The sequence below is a fragment of the Streptomyces sp. NBC_01003 genome (assembly GCF_045162695.1).
In the GTDB taxonomy this organism is placed as follows: Bacteria; Actinomycetota; Actinomycetes; order Streptomycetales; family Streptomycetaceae; genus Streptomyces.
Genome location: NZ_CP108707.1, coordinates 6,611,512 through 6,633,963 on the forward strand (window position 1 = coordinate 6,611,512; position 22,452 = coordinate 6,633,963).

The following is a 22,452-nucleotide window of genomic DNA, read 5'->3' on the forward strand; positions in this document are numbered from 1 at the left end:
CCATGGCTGGCACCAACGGCTTCTCCGTCTCCGGGTACGGCCCCGAGCGCTCCACCCTCGCCCGGCTCATGGCCAGGGACTCGGTGCTGCGCCGCCTCGACTGGCCGATCCTCCTGTCGTCGCTCGCCCTGTCCCTCATCGGCTCGGCGCTCGTCTACTCGGCGACCCGCAACCGCACCGTGATCAACCAGGGCGACCCGTACTTCTTCCTGTTCCGGCACCTCATGAACACCGGCATCGGCTTGGCCCTGATGATCGGCACGATCTGGCTCGGCCACCGCACCCTGCGCACGGCCGTGCCGATCCTCTACGGCGCCTCGGTCTTCCTGATGCTGCTGGTGCTGACCCCGCTCGGCGACACGATCAACGGACAGCGCAACTGGCTGTCCGCGGGCGGAGTGTCGCTCCAGCCCGCCGAGTTCGCCAAGATCACGATCATCCTGGGCATGGCGATGCTGCTGGCCTCACGGGTCGACGCGGGCGACAAGCAGTACCCCGACCACCGCACGGTAGTGCAGGCGCTGGGCCTCGCTGCCGTCCCGATGCTCGTCGTGCTGCTCATGCCCGACCTCGGCACGATCATGGTCGCGGCCATCATCGTGCTCGGTGTGCTGCTCGCCTCCGGCGCCTCCAACCGCTGGGTGTTCGGCCTGCTCGGCGCGGGTGTGCTCGGCGCGATCTCCGTCTGGCGGCTGCACATCCTCGACGAGTACCAGATCAACCGCTTCGCCGCGTTCGCCAACCCGGCGCTCGACCCGGCCGGCGTCGGCTACAACACCAACCAGGCCCGCATCGCGATCGGCTCGGGCGGCCTCACCGGCACCGGCCTCTTCCACGGCTCCCAGACCACCGGCCAGTTCGTCCCCGAGCAGCAGACCGACTTCGTCTTCACCGTCGCCGGCGAGGAACTCGGCTTCGCCGGAGCCGGGCTGATCCTGCTCCTGCTCGGCGTCGTCCTGTGGCGCGCCTGCCGCATCGCCCGCGAGACGACCGAGCTCTACGGCACGATCGTCGCCGCCGGGATCATCGCCTGGTTCGCCTTCCAGGCCTTCGAGAACGTCGGCATGACGCTCGGCATCATGCCGGTGGCGGGCCTGCCCCTGCCGTTCGTGTCGTACGGAGGATCGTCCATGTTCGCCGTCTGGGTGGCGATCGGGCTGCTCCAGTCGATCCGCGTCCAAAGGCCCATGTCGGCGTAGGGAAGAGCCCGGTTTGCCGGCGGTCTGCCACTGGGTCTGCCCAGAATCCGGATTCGAGACTAAATTCGGTTCATGGCGGAGACGAAGCGCGAGATCGAGCGTAAGTACGAGGCGCCTGTGGCCGACGAAGGCTTCGGGCTGCCGGATCTGAGCCGTGTCGCCGGGGTCTTCGCCGTCATCGGCAAAGGCGTCGTCGACCTCGACGCCGTCTACTACGACACGGCCGACCAGCGCCTCGCGGCCGCCGCGATCACCCTGCGGCGCCGCACCGGTGGCGCCGACGCGGGCTGGCACCTCAAACTCCCCGTCTCCCTCGCCGAGGGTGTACGTGACGAGATCCGGGCCCCGCTCTCCGACGACGTGCCCCGCGACCTCACCGGCCTCGTGCGCTCCCGGGTGCGCGAGGCCGATCTCGTACCCCTGATGCGGCTGCGCTCCTCGCGCGACGTCCACGATCTCACCGGCGCCGACGGCGCGCTCCTCGCCGAGGTCAGCATCGACGGCGTACGGGCCGAGCGGCTCACAGGCGGGGCAGGCACCACCGCCTGGACCGAGATCGAGGTCGAGCTGGCGGACGGCGGCGACCCGGCGTTCCTCGGCAAGGTCGAGAAGAAGCTCCGCAAGGCCGGGGCGAGCCGCTCGGCCTCCTCGTCGAAGCTCGCGCGGGCCCTCACGGAGACCGGCATCGGCCCGCGCCCTCCCCGGCCCGCAGACGACCCCGAGACCCCCGCCGACCACCTCCTCGCCTACCTCAGGGCCCAGCGCGACGCGATCGTCGACCTGGACCCCGCCGTCCGGCGCGACCTGCCCGATTCGGTGCACCAGATGCGCGTGGCCACGCGCCGGCTGCGCAGCGCGCTGCGCTCGTACGGCAAGATCCTCGACCGGGCCGTGACGGATCCGATCGGCGACGAGCTGAAGTGGCTCGCCGGTGAGCTCGGTCTCGACCGCGACCAGGAGGTCCTGACCGAGCGGCTGACCGCGGCCCTCGACGAACTGCCGGGCGAGCTGTCCACCGGCCCCGTCCGCGCCCGGCTGCGCACCTGGTCGCGGGCCCGGCGCTCCGGATCGCGCCGCCATCTGATCGCCGTACTCGACGGCAAGCGCTATCTCGCGCTCCTCGCCGTTCTCGACGCACTCGTGGACGCGCCCCCACTGCGGAGCAAGCAGTCGAAGAACGCCCTGGCCAAGGCCGTGAAGAAGGACTTCAAGCGGCTCGCGGGACGTGTCGATGAGGCGCTCGCCGAGGATCCCGGCCCGGCGCGCGACCACGCCCTGCACGACGCCCGCAAGGCCGCCAAGCGCACCCGGTACGCGGCCGAGGTCGCCGCGCCCGCGCTCGGCGACCAGGCGAAGGACGTCGGCAAGCACGCGAAGGCGATCCAGTCCCTGCTCGGCGAGCACCAGGACAGCGTGATGGCGCGCGAGGCGCTGCGCGACCTGGCGGCGCAGGCCCACGCGGCGGGGGAGAGCTCCTTCACGTACGGGCTGCTGTACGGGCGCGAGGAGGCGCGCGCCGAGCGGGCCGAGGCGGAGCTGCCGCCGCTGTGGGCGAAGGCTGTCTCCTGGCCGAGTTACGCTTGACAGTCCTTGTCAGCTCACGAAGGTCCCGGGTATGCCTGCCGAAGCCGCAGAGTCGGTTTTTCCACAGCTCGAAGCTTTGCTCCCGCATGTGCAGAAGCCGATCCAGTACGTGGGCGGTGAGCTCAATTCCACCGTCAAGCCGTGGGAGAGCTCCGACGTCCGCTGGGCGCTGATGTACCCGGACGCCTACGAGGTCGGGCTCCCGAACCAGGGCGTCATGATCCTCTACGAGGTGCTGAACGAGCGCGAGGGCGTTCTCGCCGAGCGCACGTACAGCGTGTGGCCGGACATGGAAGCGCTGATGCGCGAGCACAAGGTGCCGCAGTTCACCGTGGACTCGCACCGGCCGCTCAAGGCGTTCGACGTGTTCGGGCTCTCCTTCTCCACCGAGCTCGGCTATACGAACATGCTCACGGCCCTGGACCTCGCCGGCATCCCGCTGGCGGCCAAGGACCGCACGATCGACGACCCGATCGTCCTCGCGGGCGGCCACGCGGCCTTCAACCCCGAGCCGATCGCCGAGTTCATCGACTGCGCCGTCATCGGTGACGGCGAGCAGGCCGTCCTCGACATGACGGAGATCATCCGCGCCTGGAAGGCCGAGGGGTGCCCCGGCGGCCGCGAGGAGGTGCTGTTCCGCCTCGCGAGGACGGGCGGCGTCTACGTCCCCGGGTTCTACGACGTCGAGTACCTGCCGGACGGCCGCATCGGCCGCGTCGTGCCGAACAGGTCCGGCGTGCCGTGGCGCGTCAGCAAGCACACCGTCATGGACCTCGACGAGTGGCCGTACCCGAAGCAGCCCCTCGTCCCGCTCGCCGAGACCGTCCACGAGCGGATGTCCGTCGAGATCTTCCGCGGCTGCACCCGCGGCTGCCGTTTCTGCCAGGCCGGCATGATCACGCGCCCCGTGCGGGAGCGAAGCATCACCGGCATCGGCGACATGGTCGAGAAGGGTCTCAAGGCGACCGGCTTCGAGGAGGTCGGCCTGCTCTCGCTCTCCTCCGCGGACCACTCCGAGATCGGTGACATCGCGAAGGGCCTCGCCGACCGGTACACCGAGGACAAGATCGGCCTGTCGCTGCCGTCGACCCGCGTGGACGCGTTCAACGTCGACCTGGCGAACGAGCTCACGCGCAACGGCCGCCGCTCCGGCCTGACCTTCGCCCCCGAGGGCGGCTCCGAGCGCATGCGCAAGGTCATCAACAAGATGGTCTCGGAAGAGGACCTCATCCGGACCGTCGCGACGGCGTACGGCAACGGCTGGCGCCAGGTGAAGCTGTACTTCATGGTCGGCCTGCCCACCGAGACCGACGAGGACGTCCTGCAGATCGCGGAGATGGCGGCGAACGTCATCGCCAAGGGCCGTGAGGTCGCGGGCAACGACATCCGCTGCACGGTCTCCATCGGCGGCTTCGTGCCCAAGCCGCACACGCCGTTCCAGTGGGCCCCGCAGCTGTCGTCCGCCGAGACGGACGCCCGCCTGGAGAAGCTCCGCGACAAGATCCGCGGCGACAAGAAGTACGGCCGTTCCATCGGCTTCCGCTACCACGACGGCAAGCCCGGCATCGTCGAGGGCCTGCTCTCACGCGGTGACCGCCGCATCGGCTCCGTCATCCGCGCGGTCTACGAGGACGGCGGCCGCTTCGACGGCTGGCGCGAGCACTTCAGCTACGACCGCTGGATGGCCTGCGCCGAGAAGACGCTGCCCGAGTTCGGCGTGGACGTCGACTGGTACACGACGCGTGAGCGCACGTACGAGGAGGTCCTGCCCTGGGACCACCTGGACTCGGGCCTCGACAAGGACTGGCTCTGGGAGGACTGGCAGGACTCGCTCGACGAGACCGAGGTCGAGGACTGCCGCTGGACTCCGTGCTTCGATTGCGGCGTGTGCCCGCAGATGGACACGCACATCCAGGTCGGCCCGACGGGCAAGAAGCTGCTGCCGCTGACCGTGGTCAAGTAGCTTTCGAACAGCGGGAGTTGAGGGGCCGGGACGCCGATGACGGTGTCCCGGCCCCTCACTCATGTCACGCCGTGATCGGCTTGTCGTCCACGCGGACGTGGTCGACCGCCCAGTACCAGTTGTTGCCCGCGTCGTACATGCGGAACTTCAGGGTGACCGCCTTCGCGCCCGCCGGCACCGCGAGTTCCTTCGTCACGAAGGTGTTCTCGGCGTCGTGGCCCGCGTTGTCGTTGCCCGTCGCGTCGGCGCTGTAGTAGAGGAGACGCGTCTCCTCGCCCGTGTCGAAGACCGCCGTCACCGCCGCCTTCTGCGGGGCCTCCTGGCGGTAGTGCGAGTCGAAGGCGACGTACAGCTTCGACGTGCCGGACGGGACCGGGACCGCGGGGGAGACCAGCGTCGAGTCGAACGTGCCCTTCGTCGACGGCGATCCCGTGTCGTCCCAGTCGTCCGGGTCGGCGACCGCGACGACGCCGAGCGCACGGCCGAAGCCGCCCCGGTCCTGACCCCCGGGTGACCAGGCCCGCTTGGTGTGGAACGTCCAGCCCTGGAGACGGGCGGTGCCCTGCGGCATACCGGCCGCGTTCACCACGGACCAGCCCTTCGGGGCGTTCGCCGTCCAGCCGACGACGCCCGAGACCGGCTCCAGCGCATCCGCCACCGACTCGAAGTCCTCGCCGAGCAGATGGCCCGCCATGGACGGGGCGGTACGCGCCGAGACCTCGCCGTCGGCCAGGACGAACCGCTCGCCGGAGCGGGCCCGCGCCGTCACAAGCAGCCGGTACGCGGACGTGCCCGACAGCTCGTCCGGGACCTGCACCTCCCACTCGGCGGTCGCCGACGCGCCCGCCGCGAGCGAGGCGGGCGGCGCCGAAACCGCCTTCACCGCCCAGCCCTTGGGCACCACCGGGTGCGCCTCGATCGCGGACACGGCGGTCGTCGCGTCGAACCGTGCGCGCACGCGGGCGGCCTTGCCGGGGACCAGGATCGCCTCGTCGATCGTGGTCGACGCGGCCTCGAGCGACACCGTGACACCGAGCGCGTCGGGCAGCCCCATCGCGGGGTCGGTGACGCCCTCGAGCTTGCCGGGGACCCGGCCCGCGTACCGGCGCAGGAAGCCGGGCTCGTCGCGCACGGTGACGGCCACGTCGTACCAGCCCTCGCGCGGCACGCGGATCCGGACGGTGCGGTGCGCGCCCGCGCCGACGCGGAACTCGCGGGTGCCGCCGCCGTAGGCCAGGTCACCGACGAGGAACGTGCGGGCGGCGCGGGCGTGGTTGGTGAGCTCGACGTCGGCGTCGCGGCCGTCGTCGGCGAGGTCCAGGTGCGCCTCGTACGAGCCCGCCGCGTCGCCGCGCAGCTGCCACAGGGCGCCGTTCGGCCCGTGGACGCGCAGGTCGTAGCCGTTGTCGCCGGGGCTCCACACGTCGGACAGCTTCGACTTGGGGCTCAGCGTGTAGTGCCTGGGCGCGATGCCGGGCTCGGGGTACACCGCGAGGACGGCGCCCTGACGGCCGTGGTTGGCCAGGTCCAGGGCGACCTTGCCGCCGCGCACGCGGGGCGTGACCCGCAGGTCGTACGGGGTGGGGCGGGCGGTGCGGCTGCCGCGCTGCTGCTCGGGCAGGAGCTGCGGCTTGGGCACGGTGGGGGCGGGCAGCTTGCCGGTGTCGGTGACCTTCTGGCGGTTGCCGCTGGTGTCGGGCAGCGTGGGCCACGACGGGTTCTTGCCGGAGAAGTCGAAGACGTCGGTGAGGTCGCCGGTGACCTCGCGGCGCCAGGGACTGATGTTGGGCTCGTGCACCCCGAAGCGCTTCTCCAGGAACTGGATGACGGACGTGTGGTCACACACCGTCGACGCCACGGCTCCGCCGCGCGTCCACGGTGACACGACGATCATCGGTACGCGCATGCCGAGCCCGAGCGGGAAGGGCCCCGCCGCCTTCGTCTCATCGGCGGGCAGCGTGTCGGACCAGGTCAGCGACCCGTCGGCACCCTTCACGCGGTACTGGCCCTGCTGGTTGACGGGCCGGTAGAAGGAGGAGCTGCCCTTGCTGACCCGGACCACGACCTCGCCGTCGGGCGTCACGGTCGACCGGCCGCGGCCCTCGGCGACCGGCGGCACGGGCGCGACCAGGTGGTCGTAGAAGCCGCCGTGCTCGTCGTAGTTCAGGATGAACGCGGTCTTGGCGAAGACCTCGGGGTTGTCGGCGAGCGCGGACAGCAGACGCGCCGTCAGATCCTCCCCGTGCGGCGGCGCGTAGCTGGCGTGCTCGGACAGGGCGGCCGGCGCGACGAGCCAGGAGACCTGCGGCAGCGTGTCGTTCTTCACGTCCTCCGCGAACGCGGCGACCAGCGCGTCACCCATCGCCCACGGGTCGTTCGTCTGCGCCGGGTCGCCGACCTTCTTCATGCCCTTCTCGTACAGCGCCTCGCCGGGCTTGGCGGCGCGGAAGGTGTTGAACCAGGCGAGCGCGTTGTCGTCGAAGTTCTCCTGCGCCTGGTACGTCTTCCAGGAGATCCCCGCCGCCTCCAGCCGCTCCGCGTACGTCGTCCACTCGAAGCCGGGCTCCTGGTTGTCGACGACGGCGATGTCGCGCACCGTGCCGCCGCTGGTGCCGGTCATCAGGTGCTCGCGGTTGGGGTTGGTGCTGGTCTCGGTCGAGCAGTAGTAGTGGTCGCAGATGGTGAAGACCGAGGCGAGCGCGTTGTAGAAGGGCATGTCGGCGGGCTCGTAGTAGCCCTGGCCGAGCCAGCCGCCGCCGCGCCGGGTGACGTAGCCGTCGGCTATGCCGTCGTTGCGGGCGTTCATCGAGTCGCCGAACCCGAAGGCGGCGGCGCCCTGCTGGTACGCGCTGGTGTGCGCGGCGTTCATCGCGAACGGCGCGAGCCAGCCCTCCGCGCGTGACGGGTCGGGCTGGTGGAACACGGGCTTGCCGTTGATGCCGCGCACGGCGGCGCGGTCACCGAACCCCCGTATCCCCTGCATCGTGCCGAAGTAGTGGTCGAACGACCGGTTCTCCTGCATGAACACCACGACGTGCTGGATGTCCTCCAGCTTGCCGGGCCTGCCCGGCGCGGCGAGCGCGGTGCGCAGGCTCAGCGGCAGCGCGGCCAGCACACCGGCGGCCGCGGCGCCGCCGATGAGAGTGCGGCGGGAGAGTTCGGGTCTGTCCTCGGGGTGCGGCGAGCTCGTGCTCATCGGGGGTGTCCTCCAACGTCCTTCTGCAAGCGGCCTGTTTGGCCCAGACCCGTTATGAATACGAGACAGAAGTGGCCGTGGCCAGAGGTGTGCGTGAAGTTCCCATGACGCGCATCCGTATGCCGCGCTCGGGCGTCTGAGAAGGCATGGACTGGGAGAAGCACCCGACGCCCGCGGAGCACGCGACCGCCGAACGCCCGCCCGAGGGCTGCCTCGTGGCCGCGATCCGCATCCCGGTGCGCATCGTCGTCCTGGTCCTCGTCGTACCGATCCGCCTGGCTTGGGACGCGGTCGCCGCCGGCGGTCGTGTCGTCTGGCGTCGCGGCCTCGTCCCACTGGCCCGCGCGTTGTTCGTGGTCCCGTGGGTGTGGCTATGGCGACGCGTACTCGCCCCGGTCGGCCGGGTGGTCGCCGTCGCGCTGACGTGGCTCGGCAAGGCGCTGTTCGTGTGGCCGTGGGCGGCGCTGTGGAAGTACGTGCTGGCCCCGGTCGGCCGGGTGGTCGCCGTGTCGCTGACGTGGCTCGGCAAGGCGCTCTTCGTATGGCCGTGGATTGCTTTGTGGCGCTATGTCCTCGCGCCGGTCGGGCGCGGGGTGCGGGCCGTCGCCCTGTGGGTGTGGTGGAAGGGCGTCGTCGCCTCGGTCGCTTGGTGGTACCGGTGCGTGATGACACCAGCCGGGCACGGGATCGCGTGGCTGGGGAGGGGGGTTTGGGCGGGCCTCGCTCTCGTGGGCCGGGGGATCGGGCATCTCGCCTCTGCGGTCCGGTCCGGGGTTGTCGGGGTGGGGCGCGGGATCGCCTGGCTGGCGCGGGGCCTCGCGGCGGCGGGCCGCGCCCTGGGGGCAGGAGTCGCCGCCCTGCTGCGCGCCCTCGTCGTCGTCCCCGCGGTGTGGTTCTACGCACACGCCCTGGCCCCACTCGGGCGCGGCACGGCGACCGCCGTCATCTGGCTCTCCAAGGCCCTCTTCGTCTGGCCCTGGGTCTGGTTCCACGCCCGCGCGCTCGCACCCGTGGGACGCGCAACTGCCCTTCTGCTCAAGCTGGTTGGGGCCAATCTCGCCCTCGCCGGCCGAGCGCTCGGCGCGGGACTGACCTGGCTCGGCCGGGGCGTGTGGACCGGGCTCGCGTGGCTCGGGCGGGGGGTCTGGGCCGTCGTCGTCACCCTCGTACGGTGGATCTTCGTCGTGCCCGCCGTCGCTCTCTGGCGCTGGGTTCTCGTGCCCGTCGGGCGCGCCGTCGTCGTCCTCGTACGGGAGACCGGTGACGCGCTCGGGCACGCGTGGCGTGTCGCCGGACACGTCTCCCGGGCCGTCGGCCGGCTCCTCGGCCGGCTCCTGCGGTGGATCTTCGTCGACCCGGTGCGCTGGGCGTACCGCACTGTGTGCACCCCGCTGGGACACCTCGTACGGGACTCCGTATGGCGGCCCGCGGCCCGGGCGGTCAAGGACGCGGGAGCCGCCGCGCGCCAGGCCCTCACGGCGGCGCGGGAGAGCGTGCGCCGGGCCAGGGCCGACGTCCGCAGGGCGCTCTTCGGAGCGAAACGGGCGGAGCCTCCAGCGCTGGTCAAGGACCGGCGGGAACCTGGCGCGCCTCAGGCACGTACTCTAGGTAGCAGTACGACCCCACTCACGAAGGACTAGAACACTGGGCAAGCGACAGCCCGAAGGCCCGCCGCCCGCACCCGCGGTGCAGCGCATCCGACTGCGCTACACCAAGCGCGGCCGCCTCCGGTTCACCAGCCACCGTGACTTCCAGCGCGCCTTCGAGCGTGCGCTGCGCCGCGCCGAGGTGCCCATGGCGTACTCGGCGGGGTTCACGCCGCACCCGAAGGTGTCGTACGCCAATGCCGCACCCACCGGCACGGGCAGCGAAGCCGAGTATCTGGAGATCGCGCTCACCGAAGCGCGCGATCCGGGAAAGCTGCGCGAGCTTCTCGACGAGTCGCTCCCCACCGGGCTCGACATCATCGAGGCCGTCGAGTCCCGCACCTCGGGCCTCGCCGACCGGCTCACCGCATCCGTCTGGGAGCTGCGGCTCGACGGCGTCGAGGCCGCTGAGGCCAAGGCCGCCGCGGACGCGTTCGTCGCGGCGGAGGCCGTCGAGGTCCAGCGAAGGACCAAGAACGGGATGCGGACGTTCGACGCCCGCGCCGCCGTCGTGAGCCTCGAGGCCGCCGAGGCCCCGCAGGCGCACGAAGACCGGGCTGATAGGCCGACCGACAAGGCCTGTGCGATACTGCGCCTGGTTGTTCGGCACGTGACGCCTGCCGTTCGACCCGACGACGTTCTGTCCGGTCTCCGAGCTGTGGCCGACCTGGCGCCGCCGGTCCCCGCAGCGGTGACCAGGCTGGCGCAGGGGCTTTTCGATGAAGAGACCGGCACGGTGACCGACCCGCTCGCGCCCGACCGCGAGGCAGTCGAGGCCGCACCTCCCGCAAGCGGGGGGAGCGCCGCAGCTGCCGCCGCGACGGCGCCGGTGCCAGGTTCCGCGTAAGGACGGTCGTCGAAGCGCCGCCCTCGTACTCGGGAGCCACCTGGGTCGGGCAGCGCACGAACCCAAGGACTTTCGCCAGGCCGTACGCACACATGGCGTACGGAACCGGCGAGAACAGACAGAGAGCTCCCGTGCGGCGCCCGCGCCCCGGACGGCGGCACCGCGCATGAACGCGCGAGCCGCGGACGTCACCGGACCAGGCGCGGCGCCCGGGAGCCTGACGGGAGATCCACCCGCATGCTTGAGCCGACCGAACCCACTGACACGTCGTCGTCCGGGGGAACAGACAACAACAGCCCCAGCGACACCCTGCCGCCGCGCCGCCGGCGCCGTGCGGCCTCGCGTCCCGCGGGCCCGCCCACGGGTGCCGCCGCTGACACCACCCAGGCCGTGACGGCCGCCGCCGACCCCGTCGCCGACGAGGCCGAAGAGACCGAGGCAAGCGCGGCCGCCGAGGCCCCCGCGCAGGACGCCGCACCCGCCGGGCGCCCGCGCCGGCGCGCCACCTGCCGCGCCTCAGCGCCCGCCGGCGCACCCACGACTTCCGACGCAGCCGAGAGCGCCGAGGCCGAGCCCGCTGCCGCCGCCGCGCCCGCCGTCGCCGCAGAAGAGACCGCCCCCGAGCCGGAGGCCGCCCCCGCCGGGCGCACCCGTCGCCGCGCCACGCGCCGCGTCTCCGCCCCCGCCGGTACCCCCGAGCAGGCCGAGGCTCCCGCCGTGACCGAGCCCGCCGCCGCGCCCGCGCCCGCGGTGGCCGCGGAAGAGACCCCCGCCGAGCCGGAGGCCGCCCCCGCCGGGCGCAGCCGCCGCCGCGCCACGCGCCGCTCGACCGCCCCCGCCGGGGCGCCCGAGCAGGCCGAGCCCGTGGCCGCCGCCGAGCCCGCCGCGGCTGAGACTCCCAAGGCGGAGACCCCCGCCAAGGCCGAGGCTCCCAAGACGGAGGCCCCCGCCGCAGCCGAGGAGGACGCCGAAGGTGGGCGCCGCCCCCGTCGCCGCGCCACCCGCAAGGCCGCGGTCGGTTTCTCCGAGCCCGCGCAGCGCTCCGCCAGGAAGGCCGCCACGCGCGCCGCCGCCGAGCCCGCCGCCGACGAGACCAAGGGCACGAAGGGTTCGCGCCGTCCCGCGCGGCCGTCCGTCGCCGTCTTCCAGGCGCCGGTCTTCGCCGAGCCGATGTTCCAGACCCCGGAGCGCGCTGCCGCGGCGGCAGCCGCCGAGGCCGCGGTGGAGGAGGAGCCGGTCGAGGCCGAGGCTCCCGTCGAGGCCGTGACCGTGGCCGACGTGGTCGCGGAGGAGACGCCGCGCCGTCGCCGTCGCCGTGGCCGCGCCGCCGAGGAGCAGCCCGCCGCCCAGGCCGCCGAGCCGCAGCGGCCCGCCGCCGTCGAGGAGCCCGCCGAGGCCGAGGACGCCGAGGGCGCCGACGAGGGTGACCAGGACCACGAGGACCACGACGAGCAGGGCGACCGCCCCACGCGCCGCCGGCGCCGCGGTGGCCGCCGTCGCCGTCGTGGTGACTCCGCGGACGCCGAGTCCGACGAGCACAACGACGAAGAGGCCGAGCACACCGACGAGGGCGCCGAGCACACCGACGAGGGCGAAGAGGCCGACGAGGACGACGAGCGCGAGGAGTCCGGCCCGTCCGGCTCCAGCAGCAGCCGTCGCCGCCGTCGCCGTCGCCGTCGCGCGGGTGACTCCTCCACCGACAGCGAGCCGGGCGACAGCGACCCCGAGCGCACGGTCGTGAAGGTCCGCGAGCCCCGCAAGCAGGAGGAGCGCGGCACCGGCGCCGACGAGGTGCAGTCCATCAAGGGCTCGACGCGTCTCGAGGCGAAGAAGCAGCGCCGCCGCGAGGGCCGCGAGCAGGGCCGCCGTCGTGTGCCGATCATCACCGAGGCCGAGTTCCTGGCCCGCCGCGAGGCCGTCGAGCGTGTGATGGTCGTCCGCCAGCACGGCGAGCGCACCCAGATCGGCGTGCTCGAGGACGACATCCTCGTCGAGCACTACGTCAACAAGGAGCAGTCGACCTCGTACGTCGGCAACGTGTACCTGGGCAAGGTCCAGAACGTGCTGCCGTCCATGGAGGCCGCCTTCATCGACATCGGCAAGGGCCGCAACGCGGTGCTGTACGCCGGTGAGGTCAACTTCGAGGCGCTCGGCATGGCCAACGGGCCGCGCCGCATCGAGACCGCCCTCAAGTCCGGCCAGTCCGTCCTCGTACAGGTCACGAAGGACCCGATCGGCCACAAGGGCGCCCGCCTGACCAGCCAGGTCTCGCTGCCCGGCCGCTACCTGGTCTACGTCCCCGAGGGGTCGATGACCGGCATCAGCCGCAAGCTGCCCGACACCGAGCGCGCGCGTCTGAAGACCATCCTCAAGAAGATCGTCCCCGAGGACGCGGGCGTTATCGTGCGCACCGCCGCCGAGGGCGCTAGCGAGGAGGAGCTGAGCCGCGACGTCGAGCGTCTGCAGGCCCAGTGGGAGGAGATCCAGAAGAAGTCGAAGCAGATCTCGACGAGCTCGCCGAGCCTGCTGTACGGCGAGCCGGACATGACCGTCCGCGTCGTGCGCGACATCTTCAACGAGGACTTCTCCAAGGTCATCGTCAGCGGTGACGAGGCGTGGGAGACCATCCACGGCTACGTCAACCACGTGGCGCCCGACCTGTCCGACCGCCTCTCGAAGTGGACCTCCGAGGTCGACGTCTTCGCGACGTACCGGATCGACGAGCAGCTCGCCAAGGCGCTCGACCGCAAGGTCTGGCTGCCCAGCGGCGGCTCGCTGGTGATCGACAAGACCGAGGCGATGATCGTCGTCGACGTCAACACCGGCAAGTTCACCGGCCAGGGCGGCAACCTCGAAGAGACGGTGACGAGGAACAACCTCGAAGCGGCCGAGGAGATCGTGCGCCAGCTGCGCCTGCGCGACCTCGGCGGCATCGTCGTCATCGACTTCATCGACATGGTCCTGGAGTCCAACAGGGACCTGGTCCTGCGCCGGCTCCTCGAGTGCCTGGGCCGTGACCGGACCAAGCACCAGGTGGCCGAGGTCACCTCGCTGGGCCTGGTCCAGATGACCCGTAAGCGCGTGGGCCAGGGCCTCCTGGAGTCCTTCTCCGAGACCTGCGTCCACTGCAACGGCCGTGGCGTCATCGTCCACATGGAGCAGCCCACGTCCGCCGGTGGCGGCGGCAAGCGCAAGAAGCGCGGCCGTGGCGGCAACGGCGCGGAGCACACGCACGAGCACGACCACGAGCAGGCGGCGCTCGAGACGGAGGTGGAGACCGAGGAAGAGGTCGCCGCCGAGGTCGCGGCGCCGGTCGCCCTGGCCGAGCCCGAGTTCGTGCCCGACGAGGAGCTGTACAGCAGCCCCGCCGAGGCGGAGGCCGCGGCCCGTGGTGGCCGTTCGCGCCGTCGTGCGACCCGCAGGGCGTCGGCTCCGGCCGGCGCGCCCAAGGGCGAGGCCGCCGCGAAGGAGACCGCGAAGGTGGAGGCCCCGCAGTTCGAGGCCGAGCCCGTCGTGGTTGAGCCGGTCGTGGCGGCGCCGGTCGTGGCGGAGCCCGCCCCGGTCGAGGACGCCGCGTCCAAGGGCCGTACGCGCCGTCGGGCGACCCGTAAGGCGACGGCCCCGGCCGGTTCGCCGAACGCCGCCGCCGAGGCCGAGGTGACCGTCACGGCGCCGGCCAAGCCCGAGCCGGAGCCCGCCGTGGCCGAGGAGAAGGCCGAGGCCAAGGCCGCTGAGGCCGAGGCGCCCGTCGAGAGCGCGGCTCCGGCCCGCCCGCGTCGTCGCGCCGTCCGCAAGGCCACCGCGCCGACCGCGTCCGAGGAGACGGCCGTCATGGTCGTCCCGTCGGCCACGGAGGCGCAGGCCGAGCCGGAGCAGGCCGAGTCGGAGGCCGCCGAGGAGGCGCCCGCCGCCAAGAAGGCGGCCCGTAAGACGGCCAAGAAGGCGACGGCGAAGAAGGCCGCCACCAAGAAGACCGCGGCCAAGAAGACGGCCGCGAAGAAGACGACGGCCAAGAAGGCGGCGACCAAGACCGCCGCCAAGAAGGCGACCGCGAAGAAGACCGTGGCGGCCGAGCAGCAGGCTCAGCCGTCCGTCTCCGCCGCGGCCGACGAGGCCTGAGCAACGCGGTAGATCCGGATCCGACGCCCCCGTTCCGCACGTGCGGAACGGGGGCGTCGGCGTGTCACGGGTCACGTCACACCACTGAGCCGCACCCTGCCTCTTGGAGGCCGGCCAACTACCTGTAAAACTCATGGAGTCGCACGAGTGAACAAGAACGATCACGCGACCGCGCGTTGGGGAGAACACGCGGCCCGTGAAACAGGGGAGGGGTACCAATGGCGCACGCGCGCCTGAGAGGCACGGGCCGTCACCGTGCCGTGAAGCCGGTCAAGGGCGGCAGACAGGTCGTGGCGCTCGCCACGGTCCTCTCGGCGGCCGGGATCCAGGCCACCGCGTCCACGGGAACCGCCGCCGCGGACACCCCGACGTGGACCGAGGGGCCGATCTTCAACGACCCGCACGGCACGACGGACCAGCAGTACGCGATCCGCACCAGGCTGATCCAGCTGACGAACGCGGCGCTGCCGGGTTCGGTGATCAAGGTCGCGGTCTACCACGTATGGGAGCAGTCGGTCGTCGACGCGCTCGTCGCGGCCAAGAACCGCGGCGTCAACGTGCAGATACTGCTCGACGAGTCCAGCGTCAGCGACCGCCCCACCAACACGTCGTACGCCTCGCTGAAGGCCGCCCTGGGCACCAGCCGGACGAACCCGTCCTTCGTGACGCTCTGCCCGGCGCACAAGTCCTGCCTGGGCGACCCCAAGTACGGCCAGTCGATCATGCACAACAAGTTCTGGCTGTTCTCCGCGGTCGAGGGCGCCACGAACGTCGTCGTGCAGACCACGTCGAACTCGACGCCGTCGGCGCACACGAAGTTCTACAACGACGCCCTGATGCTGCCGAACAACGGCGTCATGTACGAGGCGTACTCGGACTACTTCACGGAAATGACCGGCAAGAGCTGGTCGACGTGGGACTACCGCACCGTCAGCAACGGCCTCTACAAGGCGTACTTCTTCCCGCGGGCCGGCACGGTCAACGAGTCCGACACGATGTACTCGGTCCTCAACAACGTCGCGTGCTCCTACAAGGACCCCGTGACCGGCGCCGCGAAGAAGACCGTCATCCGGGCCGCGATCTTCAAGGTCACCCGCAAGCAGATCGCCGACAAGCTGGTCTCGCTGAAGAAGCAGGGCTGCACCGTCAGCCTCATGTACGCGGAGACCGACAGCGCCAAGAGCCTGGGCGGCCCCAAGGGGACGTGGGAGGGGCTGCACACCAGCGGCGGGCCCTCGCTGCGCTGTTTCAACGACGACCGGGACCCGCTGAACCCCGGCAAGAAGCTCACGACGCCGTACATCATCCACTCGAAGTACCTGCTGGTGGACGGCATGTACGACGGCAAGCGGAACAAGATCACCTTCACCGGGTCGCAGAACTACACGGGCCCCGCGCTGCGCGAGAACGACGAGGCGATCGTCAAGGTCGACGACGACTCCGTGCACGACGCCTACCGCGACCACTTCAACCGCGTGTGGAACGTCGCCTGGCCCGGCACGGCCGACGCCACGGACCTGTGCAAGGGCGTGAAGCCGCTGCCGCAGGACGGTGAGAAGCCGCCCGCGTAGCCCGCGCGCACCCGGCGGAAGGGGGCTGGTTTGACCCTTTCGGCGGGTGACCCGTAACCTTGACCGTCGGCGTCTGTTGAGCGCCGCACCCCTGAGCACCTCACCTCCCGGTCCGCCGGGGGAGGCCGCTCGTCCAATCCGGAACATCATGAGCCCTCGGGCACGTGTGAGCGGCTGGCTTCAGGGGTTTCGTTCCGAGCGAAAGAGAGATCCGCGTGTACGCCATCGTGCGCAGCGGTGGTCGCCAGCACAAGGTTGCTGTCGACGACATCGTTGAGGTTGACAAGATTTCCACTGCCAAGGTTGGCGACACCGTAGAGCTCTCTACGCTGCTCGTTGTCGACGGCGACGCTGTGACCAGCGACCCGTGGGTGCTGGCCGGCATCAAGGTGCAGGCCGAGGTCGTTGACCACCACAAGGGTGCCAAGATCGACATCCTTCGGTACAAGAACAAGACCGGCTACCGCCGTCGTCAGGGTCACCGCCAGCAGTACACGGCGATCAAGATCACCGGCATCCCCACGGCTGCGAAGTAAGGGACTGAGACAAGATGGCACACAAGAAGGGCGCATCGTCCACTCGGAACGGGCGCGATTCCAATGCTCAGCGGCTCGGTGTGAAGCGCTTCGGCGGTCAGACCGTCAACGCCGGTGAGATCCTGGTCCGCCAGCGCGGCACCCACTTCCACCCCGGCACGGGCGTCGGTCGCGGTGGCGACGACACCCTGTTCGCGCTGAACGCCGGTGCGGTGGAGTTCGGTACGCACCGCGGCCGCAAGGTCGTGAACATCGTTCCGGTCGCCTGAAACCCCTAGTTCCTAGGACTCAGGCTCCGTAGAGCGTTTTCGCGAGGGCGGACCTTGCTTGCCCGGCCAGAAGCTTCGGCTTCCGGATCGGGAAGCAGGTCCGCCCTTCGTGTGTTTCCAATAAACGCAGAGCAAAGACATTTCGTACTCCTCCGGCCTTTCGCCGGGGGAACCCCCAGGAGGCACTGAACCATGACCACCTTCGTGGACCGCGTCGAACTGCATGTCGCCGCGGGTAGCGGAGGCCACGGCTGTGCCTCCGTTCACCGTGAGAAGTTCAAGCCGCTCGGCGGCCCGGACGGCGGCAACGGCGGCCGTGGCGGTGACGTCATCCTGGTCGTCGACCAGTCGGTGACGACGCTCCTCGACTACCACCACTCGCCCCACCGCAAGGCCACGAACGGCAAGCCCGGCGAGGGCGGCAACCGCTCCGGCAAGGACGGCCAGGACCTCGTCCTGCCCGTGCCGGACGGCACCGTCATCCTCGACAAGGCGGGCAACGTGCTGGCCGACCTCGTCGGCCAGGGCACCACGTACGTCGCCGCCCAGGGCGGCCGCGGCGGCCTCGGCAACGCGGCGCTGGCGTCGGCCCGCCGCAAGGCGCCCGGCTTCGCGCTCCTCGGTGTGGCCGGCGACCTCCAGGACATCGTCCTCGAGCTCAAGACGGTCGCGGACATCGCGCTCGTCGGCTACCCGAGCGCCGGAAAGTCGTCCCTCATCTCGGTCCTGTCGGCCGCGAAGCCGAAGATCGCCGACTACCCGTTCACGACGCTCGTCCCGAACCTCGGCGTGGTGACGGCCGGCTCGACCGTCTACACCATCGCCGACGTACCGGGCCTCATCCCGGGCGCCAGCCAGGGCAAGGGCCTCGGCCTGGAGTTCCTGCGCCATGTCGAGCGCTGCTCGGTCCTGGTCCACGTACTCGACACGGCCACCCTCGAATCGGATCGTGACCCGGTCTCCGACCTCGACATCATCGAGGCGGAGCTCAAGCAGTACGGCGGCCTCGACAACCGTCCGCGCCTCGTCGTCCTCAACAAGGTCGACGTGCCGGACGGCCAGGACCTCGCGGACCTGGTCCGCCCCGACCTGGAGGCCCGCGGCTACCGGGTCTACGAGGTGTCGGCCGTGGCCCACAAGGGCCTCAAGGAGCTGTCCTTCGCCCTCGCCGAGATGGTCGCCTCGGCGCGTGCCGCCAAGCCCAAGGAGGAGGCGACCCGCATCGTCATCCGTCCGAAGGCGGTCGACGACTCGGGCTTCACGGTCGTGCAGGAGGAGGACGGCCTCTTCCGCGTGCGCGGCGAGAAGCCGGAGCGCTGGGTGCGCCAGACCGACTTCAACAACGACGAGGCCGTCGGCTACCTCGCCGACCGCCTCAACCGCCTCGGCGTCGAGGATTCCCTGATGAAGGCCGGCGCGGTCGCGGGCGACGGCGTGGCCATCGGCCCCGAGGACAACGCGGTCGTCTTCGACTGGGAGCCCACGGTCATGGCAGGCGCCGAGATGCTCGGCCGCCGAGGCGAGGACCACCGCATGGAGGAGCCCCGCCCCGCCGCCCAGCGCCGCCGCGACAAGCAGGCGGAGCGGGACGACGCGGAGCAGGAGTACGACGAGTTCAAGCCGTTCTAGGTCGTCGGGCGGTGCGAGGGCTGCCGTTGGCAGGCTCGGCCGACCGCACGGAGGAGCCCCGCCCGGCTGCCCGGCGCCGCCGCGACAAGCAGGCGGAGCGGGTCGGCGCGGAGCAGGAGTACGACGAGCTCAAGCCGTTCGGGTCGCAGCAACACCTTGTGCCGAACAGCTGAGCATGGGGAAGGCCCCCGGGAGAATCTCCCGGGGGCCTTCCCCATGCTCAGCCTGCGCGCGGAGCGCTACGCAGTGACCGTGTCGCCCGAATCCGGCTCCGATTCCAGGGCCTCGGCGAACTCGTCGGCCGTGTCCGTGCCGCGCTGGCCGGGGATCTCCGCCGCGAGGCGGGACTCCATGCGCACGCGTCGCTCGTCGGCCCGGGCGCACAGCGCGCGCACCGCGTCGTTGAAGCGGTCCAGGGACGGCGGGTCCGAGGGGCCCAGGAGGTGCTCCTTGAGCTCCGCGCGGGCCTCCGCGTGGGAATCCGTCTCCGGGGCGCGTACGGCCGCGAGAAGGGCGGGTACCTCCGTTGCCGCGGGCGTCAGGATCGTCGCCGCGCTGACCGTCGGGAATCCGGCGCGGAAATCGCCCTCGGTCATGCCGGAGGTGTTCGCGACGGCGTACGGCTTCTCGCTCGTCAGCCAGTCCGAGACGACCGAGGAGACGTCGCTGATGAGGACGTCGGCCTGGTTGAAGCAGGTGAAGATCGCCGGGCGGGCGTCCGTGATGACCAGGTGCTCCCACTCCGGGAAGGACGCCCAGTACGCGGCCTCCCACGCGGCGGTCGCCTCGGCGACGGCGGCCTGCCGGCCCCCGTCGGGCGTGCCCTGGAGCAGCATCCGCTCCATCTCGTCCGCGCTGGAGCGGAACGCGGTCGACGTCAGCTTGTCCAGCTCCGCCGCGCGGCGCACCAGCTCGGCGGCGGCCTCGGGGCCGGGCCGCGCGCCGGAGCGCTTCGCGGCCGCCTCGCGGACCATCGCCTTGATGCGCTCGTTCGCGGCGCCCGCGCGCGGGTCGACCGAGCCGGTCATCGGGTGCGGCTTGTAGAGGAGGCGCACGGAGTCATCGGCGAGCAGGTGCTTGACGATGTTCTCGCCGGCGAGAACCACCGACGTGTTGCCCGGGTTGCCGTCCCAGCCCTCCCACGTGGGGGCGTAGAGGACCGTCGTGTACGTACCCTGCGGCGCGCCGGTGGAGCGCTTGATGGGCGACAGCTGCGGGCGGCCGACCTCCACGACGTCCTTGTCCTCGACGCCGATGTCGGCGAGCTGGTAGCGCTCGCGGGCCGCGGGCCCGGCCACCCACACCTCGTCGTACGCCTTCGCGTACGGATTGCAGGAGGACAGCTTGTCGCTCTCGCCGTGGTTGATGAACGCGTGCTTGATCGTCGGGATGCGCAGGACCTGGGAGGTCTTCGCGGCGTTCGCCGGGTGCAGCACCATCTTCAGTGTCGAGTTCTCCAGGGAGAACATCGTGGCGACCTTCGGGAAGCAGATGATCGGCACGTCGGTCGCGTCGATCTTCTGGACCATGAACCGCTCGCGCAGCACGATCAGCGGCTTGCCGTCGACGTCGGAGAGCGTGGAGAGCCACATGTTCGCCTGGTACGCGGACGACGTGCCGCCCGAGAAGTACATCGCGACGGTCGGCTTGTAGTCGGCCAGCCAGCGGTCGAGCCAGGCCATGACCTTCTGCTCGCTCAGGGCGCGCTTCTTCGGGAGCAGCCAGGTCGCGAGATAGGCCGTGCCGCCGCCGAGCAGCACGATCGAGACACCGAGGCCGATGACGCCCCAGAGCGCGTCGGTGGTGGCCGCCGTGATCAGCAGGCCGACGGTGCCGGGGGCGGCGAAGCCGAGCAGGCGGTGACCCTGGCGGCGGGCCAGGATGCGCGGCGGGGCCGCGGACAGCCGCAGCTCCGACGCGTCGATGTTCCGCGTCACGATGGGCAGCGCGCGCGTGCGGCGCACCAGGACGGCCACGGCCTGGCACACGAAGTGCAGGGCGTAGAAGGCGAGCAGCGCGATGGTGAGCGGGCTCTGCTCGGCCAGCGGCTCGATGCCGTCGATGCGCAGGAGACCGACCAGGATCAGCATGTCGCGCAGCAGCTGCCGGACGGTGACATCGAAGCGGATCTTGCCGAGGAGGGAGAGCAGGCCGGGCTGCTTGTACTGGAGATACGTGTCGAGCGCGAGACCCGCGGCGCTCGCGGCGACGAACACCGGGACGTACGGGATCAGCGCGCTGACGAGCTGGGCCGTGTAGAGCGCGAACATCGCGAAGAGCGCTGAGAGCTGCACGACGCGGCGGGAGGCAAGGCCGGCGGAGGGCACTGGGCGGGGCTCCTGGCAGGGGGGATCGGATGGCGGGGGGAAAAGATTTGCGGGGGGTGTGCGGCATTCTTCGACGAAGGCCGACCACTGACCGTATGACTTTCGCGCCCTCGCTAGCAATCCTTCGTGACAGCAATCACCGTATAAAGGGGCAAAGACCCCAGGGGCTCTGGGCAACGATTCCTTCCGCGGCCTCCGGCGGAATTCCTCTGGCGTGAGCCTGCCGTCCGCCCCTCGGAACCCGGAGGCGCCGCGCCGTGCCGCTCACGTAGATTGCGGACCAGGGCCGTGGCCGGGACGAGGCCCACGGCCGGTCAGCACTGATGGGGAACGCACGTGTCAGCGGCAGGGCAGGACATGAGGCAGGGCGTGGCGGAAGCCCGCAGGATCGTGGTCAAGGTCGGATCCTCCTCGCTCACCACCGCCGAGGGCGGCCTCGACGCCGACCGGGTCGACGCCCTCGTCGACGTGCTCGCCAAGTCCCGCAGCGGCGGCGAGAGGGAGATCGTGCTCGTCTCGTCCGGCGCCATCGCCGCCGGGCTCGCGCCGCTCGGCCTGCGCCGCCGCCCCAAGGACCTCGCCCGCCAGCAGGCGGCCGCCAGCGTCGGCCAGGGCCTCCTGGTGGCCCGCTACACCGCCTCCTTCGCGCGCTATGGCGTCCGCGTCGGCCAGGTCCTGCTCACCAGCGACGACATGGCCCGCCGCGCCCACCACCGCAACGCGTCGCGCACCCTCGACCAGCTCCTCGCGATGGGCGCTCTGCCCGTCGTGAACGAGAACGACACCGTGGCGACGGACGAGATCCGCTTCGGCGACAACGACCGGCTCGCCGCCCTCGTCGCCCACCTCGTCCACGCCGACCTCCTCGTCCTCCTCTCGGACGTCGACGGCCTCTACGACGGCGACCCCGCCAGGCCCGGCAGTTCGCGGATCTCCGAGGTCCGCGGCCCCGCCGACATCGCGCACGTCAAGATCGGCAGCGCGGGCAAGGCGGGCGTCGGCACCGGCGGCATGGTCACCAAGGTCGAGGCGGCCGGGATCGCCGCCGCCGCGGGCATCCCCGTCGTCCTCACCAGCGCGGTGCACGCCGCCGACGCGCTCGCCGCCCGCGACACCGGCACGTACTTCCACCGCACGGGCCGGCGCAGTGCCGACCGCCTCCTGTGGCTCCAGCACGCATCCACCCCGCAGGGCGCGCTCACGCTCGACGACGGGGCGGTGAAGGCCGTCGTCGAGGGCCGCAAGTCGCTCCTTCCCGCGGGCATCGCGGGCGTCGAGGGCGAGTTCGGCGCAGGCGACCCCGTCGAGCTGCGCGACGCCACGGGGCGGGCGGTCGCGCGCGGCCTGGTGAACTTCGACGCCAAGGAGATCCCGCAGCTCATCGGCCGCTCCACCCGCGAGCTGGCCCGCGAGCTCGGGCCCGCGTACGAGCGTGAGGTCGTCCACCGGGACGACCTGGTGCTGCTGCGCCCCTGACCGCCCCGGCGCATTCGTGAAGATCCGGCGTCCGCACCGGGCGTAAACCGTGTAGACGGCCGAAAGCCGGGCCTCCCGCGGGGGACCTTC

General features: G+C 71.5%; 14 protein-coding genes. 12 read left to right on the forward strand and 2 right to left on the reverse strand.

Annotated elements, in window-relative coordinates:
• The first annotated feature begins 2 nt into the window (after positions 1-2).
• From rodA to OG698_RS30190, 3 genes are all read left to right on the forward strand, one after another.
• Positions 3-1,199, forward strand: a complete 1,197-nt coding sequence (gene rodA / locus OG698_RS30180) for a rod shape-determining protein RodA (protein WP_406106749.1) — start codon at positions 3-5, stop codon at positions 1,197-1,199.
• Between the two features lie 72 nt (positions 1,200-1,271).
• Positions 1,272-2,783, forward strand: a complete 1,512-nt coding sequence (locus OG698_RS30185) for a CHAD domain-containing protein (RefSeq protein ID WP_406106750.1) — start codon at positions 1,272-1,274, stop codon at positions 2,781-2,783.
• Positions 2,784-2,814: 31 nt separating this feature from the next.
• Positions 2,815-4,746, forward strand: a complete 1,932-nt coding sequence (locus OG698_RS30190; protein WP_326775774.1) for a TIGR03960 family B12-binding radical SAM protein — start codon at positions 2,815-2,817, stop codon at positions 4,744-4,746.
• 64 nt (positions 4,747-4,810) lie between these two features.
• On the opposite strand, the gene OG698_RS30195 is transcribed toward OG698_RS30190, so the two are convergent.
• Positions 4,811-7,942, reverse strand: a complete 3,132-nt coding sequence (locus OG698_RS30195; protein ID WP_406106752.1) for a phosphocholine-specific phospholipase C — start codon at positions 7,940-7,942, stop codon at positions 4,811-4,813.
• Positions 7,943-8,088: 146 nt separating this feature from the next.
• Here OG698_RS30195 and OG698_RS30200 point away from each other — a divergent pair, with 146 nt between their 5' ends.
• The 8 genes from OG698_RS30200 to OG698_RS30235 all read left to right on the forward strand — a co-directional run bounded on the left by OG698_RS30200 (position 8,089) and on the right by OG698_RS30235 (position 18,732).
• On the forward strand, positions 8,089-9,582 hold the full coding sequence (locus OG698_RS30200) for a hypothetical protein (RefSeq protein WP_406106754.1): 1,494 nt from the start codon (positions 8,089-8,091) through the stop codon (positions 9,580-9,582).
• A 46-nt stretch (positions 9,583-9,628) separates the two neighbouring features.
• On the forward strand, positions 9,629-10,435 hold the full coding sequence (locus tag OG698_RS30205; RefSeq protein WP_406106756.1) for a TIGR03936 family radical SAM-associated protein: 807 nt from the start codon (positions 9,629-9,631) through the stop codon (positions 10,433-10,435).
• 237 nt (positions 10,436-10,672) lie between these two features.
• Positions 10,673-14,554, forward strand: coding sequence for a ribonuclease E/G (locus OG698_RS30210; RefSeq protein ID WP_406106758.1), 3,882 nt, complete (start codon positions 10,673-10,675; stop codon positions 14,552-14,554).
• Positions 14,555-14,772: 218 nt separating this feature from the next.
• Positions 14,773-16,125 (forward strand): phospholipase D-like domain-containing protein, encoded by a 1,353-nt coding sequence (locus OG698_RS30215; RefSeq protein ID WP_406106760.1) that lies wholly within the window; start codon positions 14,773-14,775, stop codon positions 16,123-16,125.
• Between the two features lie 215 nt (positions 16,126-16,340).
• Positions 16,341-16,661 (forward strand): 50S ribosomal protein L21, encoded by a 321-nt coding sequence (gene rplU / locus OG698_RS30220; RefSeq protein WP_055566950.1) that lies wholly within the window; start codon positions 16,341-16,343, stop codon positions 16,659-16,661.
• A 14-nt stretch (positions 16,662-16,675) separates the two neighbouring features.
• Positions 16,676-16,930 (forward strand): 50S ribosomal protein L27, encoded by a 255-nt coding sequence (gene rpmA, locus OG698_RS30225; protein WP_100594223.1) that lies wholly within the window; start codon positions 16,676-16,678, stop codon positions 16,928-16,930.
• Positions 16,931-17,122: 192 nt separating this feature from the next.
• Positions 17,123-18,559 (forward strand): GTPase ObgE, encoded by a 1,437-nt coding sequence (gene obgE / locus OG698_RS30230; RefSeq protein ID WP_100594224.1) that lies wholly within the window; start codon positions 17,123-17,125, stop codon positions 18,557-18,559.
• A 26-nt stretch (positions 18,560-18,585) separates the two neighbouring features.
• Positions 18,586-18,732, forward strand: coding sequence for a hypothetical protein (locus tag OG698_RS30235; RefSeq protein WP_406106762.1), 147 nt, complete (start codon positions 18,586-18,588; stop codon positions 18,730-18,732).
• Positions 18,733-18,798: 66 nt separating this feature from the next.
• Here the strand turns inward: OG698_RS30235 and OG698_RS30240 are convergent, their stop codons facing one another.
• The gene (locus tag OG698_RS30240) at positions 18,799-20,886 is read right to left on the reverse strand and encodes a hypothetical protein (RefSeq protein WP_406106764.1); all 2,088 of its coding nucleotides are present in this window, start codon (positions 20,884-20,886) and stop codon (positions 18,799-18,801) included.
• Positions 20,887-21,255: 369 nt separating this feature from the next.
• Here OG698_RS30240 and proB point away from each other — a divergent pair, with 369 nt between their 5' ends.
• Positions 21,256-22,362 (forward strand): glutamate 5-kinase, encoded by a 1,107-nt coding sequence (gene proB, locus OG698_RS30245; RefSeq protein ID WP_406111369.1) that lies wholly within the window; start codon positions 21,256-21,258, stop codon positions 22,360-22,362.
• Positions 22,363-22,452: the final 90 nt, after the last annotated feature.